At 71.8% G+C, this 3825-nt stretch carries 3 protein-coding genes; all 3 read right to left on the bottom strand.

What is annotated here, in order from left to right; genetic code table 11:
- Positions 1 to 37: 37 nt before the first annotated feature.
- Complete coding sequence (locus EIO58_RS14115; protein WP_240658865.1) at positions 38 to 1171, bottom strand: Gfo/Idh/MocA family protein; 1134 nt, start codon at positions 1169 to 1171, stop codon at positions 38 to 40.
- Between the two features lie 289 nt (positions 1172 to 1460).
- Complete coding sequence (locus EIO58_RS14110) at positions 1461 to 3236, bottom strand: ABC transporter ATP-binding protein (protein WP_127820067.1); 1776 nt, start codon at positions 3234 to 3236, stop codon at positions 1461 to 1463.
- Between the two features lie 58 nt (positions 3237 to 3294).
- Positions 3295 to 3825, bottom strand: a 531-nt coding sequence (locus tag EIO58_RS14105) for a substrate-binding domain-containing protein (protein WP_164861719.1), incomplete at its 5' end; no start/stop codon positions are given.

The raw sequence follows: 3825 nt of genomic DNA, 5'->3' as shown, positions 1-3825 counted from the left end.
GGCGCCGGCGCGTCCGGGTCCCGCGGCGTCTCGCGGCTCACCGGCGGTCGGTCACCGGGCTCGCGAAGCCGCGGCGGTGGGTCGGATGAGCCGCCAGCCGCTCGGGCGTGATGACCGCGCCGTCCTCGGCAGCCGATGCGTAGATCGCCGCGACGAGCTCGAACGACCGCGCCGGATCGGCGCCGACCGCGGGCAGCGGTGCGCCCGAACGCAGTGCGTCGAACACGTCTCGGAGCAGCACGTCGTGCCCGCTCGGCTCCTCTGTCGCGGGGAGGGCCCACGCCGCGGCCTCGGACTCGAAGCCCGGTGCCGGAGTGATCCGCCAGTGCTCGTGACCGTGGCCGTAGAGGTGATCCACCGTGATCGTCGCCCGCTGCGTGTCGATGCGGATCGAGCTCGTCTCGCGCGGCGACACCGCACTCGTGGCCACCGACGCGATCGCGCCGCTCGCGAACGTCAGTGTCGCGGTCGAGGCATCCTCGGTCTGCGTCTCGCGGTCCAGGCGCCACAGGCGCGCCTGCACGCTCTCCCAGTCGCCCAGCAGGAACGCCAGCAGATCGATCTGGTGGATCGCGTGGCCGAGCGTCGGACCCCCGCCCTCGGTCTCCCACCTGCCGCGCCACGGGACCGCGAAGTATGCGGGGTCGCGGAACCACAGCGTCTGGCACTGCGCGATGAGCGGGCGTCCGAACGCACCGTCCTCGAGCAGGCGTTTCACGTGCGCCGCGGCGGTGCCCGTGCGCTGTTGGAACACGACCACGAGCTCGCGGCCGGCGCGCGCTGCGGCCCTTCGCATGTCGTCGAGCTCTTCGAGACTCGGTGCCGGCGGCTTCTCGACGATCACGTGGGCGCCCGCGCGGGAGGCCGCCACCGACTGCTCCCGGTGCACGACCGGCGGCGTGCACACGTGCACCACATCGGGGTGCTCGGCCGCGAGCAGCGCGTCGAGGTCGTCGTACACCCGGGGTCGATCGAACTCGGCGGCGAACGCCGTCGCGGACTCGCGCGACAGGTCGGTGACCGCGACGAGCTGCGCATGCGGATACGCCGCGATCGCCTTCGCGTGGGCGTGGGCGATCGCGCCCGTCCCCACGATCGCGCAGCGCAGTGTCTTGGTCATGGGCAGGACTCCCTCGGCGTGACGGATGCCGCGGCCCGATGCATCCGTCACCAGCCTATGCGTCGGGCGCGGAAAGCGCTATCCGATCGCGCCGCGACGGACGATTCGCGGCTCTCGCGATCAGAGCTTGCGAGGGTTCTTGGCGAGTCGCCACGTTCGTCTCGCCGGGCCCGCAGATTCTGGCGACTCGCCACATCCCGCCCGCCGACAGTGAAGGTTGTGCGGCTCGCCGGTCTTGGCGACTCGTTACGTTCGTCTTGCCGGGCGTGCGGATTCGGGCGACTTGTCACGATCTCCGATCTCCGAGCTTCGGATCCGAAGAAACCGCACCCGTCGCGGCTCAGCCCGACGCGCCGGCCTGAGCCGCGTGGAGCCGCGCGTAGCGGCCGCCGCGTGCGAGCAGCTCGTCGTGCGGTCCCTGCTCGACGATGCGGCCGTGCTCGAGCACGACGATGCGGTCGGCGCGGCGGATCGTCGAGAGCCGGTGCGCCACGACCAGGGTGGTGCGACCGGCCATCAGGCGGCCGAGGGCATCCTTGACCAGCTCCTCAGACTCGGGGTCGAGGGCCGAAGTGGCCTCGTCGAGCAGCAGGATTCGGGGGTCGCGCACCAGTGCCCGGGCGATCGCGAGACGCTGCCGCTGACCGCCCGACAGCCGCGCGCCGCGCTCGCCGACGACGGTGTCCCAGCTCTCGGGCAGTGTGTCGACGAACTCCGCGGCGTTCGCGTCGCGCAGCGCCCGCCGCAGCCGCGACTCGGGAACGTCGTCGAGCCCGTACGCGATGTTCTCGCGGATCGACCCCTCGAACAGCACCGACTCCTGTGGTACGACCGACACGAACCGGCGCACGGTGCGCAGGTCGAGCTCCTGTGTGTCGCGGCCGTCGAGCAGGATGCGTCCCGACGTCGGGCGCACGAAGCCCAGCACGAGGTTGAGCATCGTCGACTTGCCCGAACCCGACGAGCCGACGAACGCGACGGTCTCGCCTGCCGTGATGTCGAGCGACACGTCGTCGACGGCATCCCGGTCCGCCCCGTCGTAGCGGTGGCTCACGTGGTGCAGCTCGATGCGGCCCTCGACCTGCCCGACGGTGGCCTTGCCCTCGTTCTGCTCGAGGTCGGGCTCCTGCAGCACCTCGGCGATCGACCGCATCGACTCCATGCCCCGCGCCCCCACCGGGATCAGCATGAGCAGCGCGGTCAGTCCCTGCGTGAGCAGCGCGAAGTAGGTCGACAGCAGCACGACCTCACCGGGTGTGATGGGCAGGATGCCGGTGAGCGCGAAGACGGCTGCGAGCACGAGGCATCCCACCCCCAGCAGCTGCATCGTGACCCACGAGATCGACGCGACGTGGCCGTTGAGCATGTCGAGGTGCAGGCCCGCGCGACGCACGCCGTCGGCGCCGGCCGACACACGCGAGACGGCGGTCTGCTCGAGGCCGTGCGCGCGGGTCACGGGTATGAGCGACGCCATCTCGCCGACGCGCGCTGCGAACCCCTCGACCTCGCGGCGGAACACCTCGTTGCGCACGCGCGAGCGACGCCCGAGCGCCCAGCGCAGGCCGAGTGCGATCGGCACGGCGAGCGCGTACACCGGCAGGAACTCGGGCACCGCGATCGCCGTCATCGCGATGGCGCCGATGAGCACCATCGTCGACGACAGCAGCGGGTGGGTGACCTGCTGCAGCATGATCTCGACGTTCTCGACATCGCGCACGACCTTGGTCTGCACGATGGACGAGCTCACGCGCGAGTGGTATCCGATCGACAGGCTCTGCAGCCGCGCCGCGAGCGCGTTGCGCAGCTCGGCGCCGGTGTCGCGCACGACCGTCATGAAGTTGCGCGTGTAGACGAGGTGCATCGGGTAGTTCTGCAGCAGCAGCACACCGGCGATGGCGAACCAGAACAGCACGCTCGAGACCTCGCCGCCGGTCGCCACGAGGTCGATGACCTCGGCCGTCACGACGGGCAGGAACCACAGCGGGATCTCCTTCAGCGCGAACGCCACGAGCGAGATCGCGAGGCGCCCCGGCCGCTGGGCGAGCAGTCGTAGCACCGAGCGCGCGGGCCGGGGGTTCTGGGCGATCCGAATCGTCCCGGTAAGCGTTTTCTGCATGATGTCGACATGCTACAGACGGATGCCCCGACCGAGGTGACGGGCCGGCTCGGGACCTTCAGCCCCGCGCGCCGGCGACCGTCGACTCGCGCACCACGAGCTCGGGCCGGTACACGACGTTGGCGAGCTCGGGCACCGCCGTCCCGCCGATGCGCGCCAGCAGCATGTCGGCGGCGGTGCGGCCCATCTCGCGGGCGGGCTGGCGCACCGAGGTGAGCGGCACCGCCGCGATCGCGGCGAACTCGATGTCGTCGTAGCCCACGACCGCGACGTCCTCGGGCACACGGACGCCGCGCGAGACGAGGCCGTGCACCAGTCCGATGGCAAGGTGGTCGTTCGACACCACGAGACCGTCCGGCCTGTCGCCCGGGGCGCGGCGCGCAAGCTGCTCGCCGAAGCTCAGGCCGAGGGCGGCCGTGGTGCGCTCGGTCCAGATCAGCTCGAGGGTGGCGCCCGCGTAAGCGTGGGCGGCGACGGCGAGCCGGGCGCCCTCCAGACGCTCCCTGACCTGGCGCACGTCCTGGCGGGCGCCGACGAACGCGAGGCGCCGGCGGCCCTGCTCGAACAGGTGCTCGGCGGCGAGCCGGCC

The organism is Microbacterium sp. CPCC 204701 (genome assembly GCF_004010105.1).
In the GTDB taxonomy this organism is placed as follows: Bacteria; Actinomycetota; Actinomycetes; order Actinomycetales; family Microbacteriaceae; genus Microbacterium.
This window is presented reverse-complemented; position numbering and strand designations above follow the sequence as displayed.

Coding starts and splice junctions, on each gene's coding strand:
- EIO58_RS14110 (WP_127820067.1), bottom strand. CDS start 3,236: ATGCAGAAAACGCTTACCGGGACGATTCGGATCGCCCAGAACCCCCGG.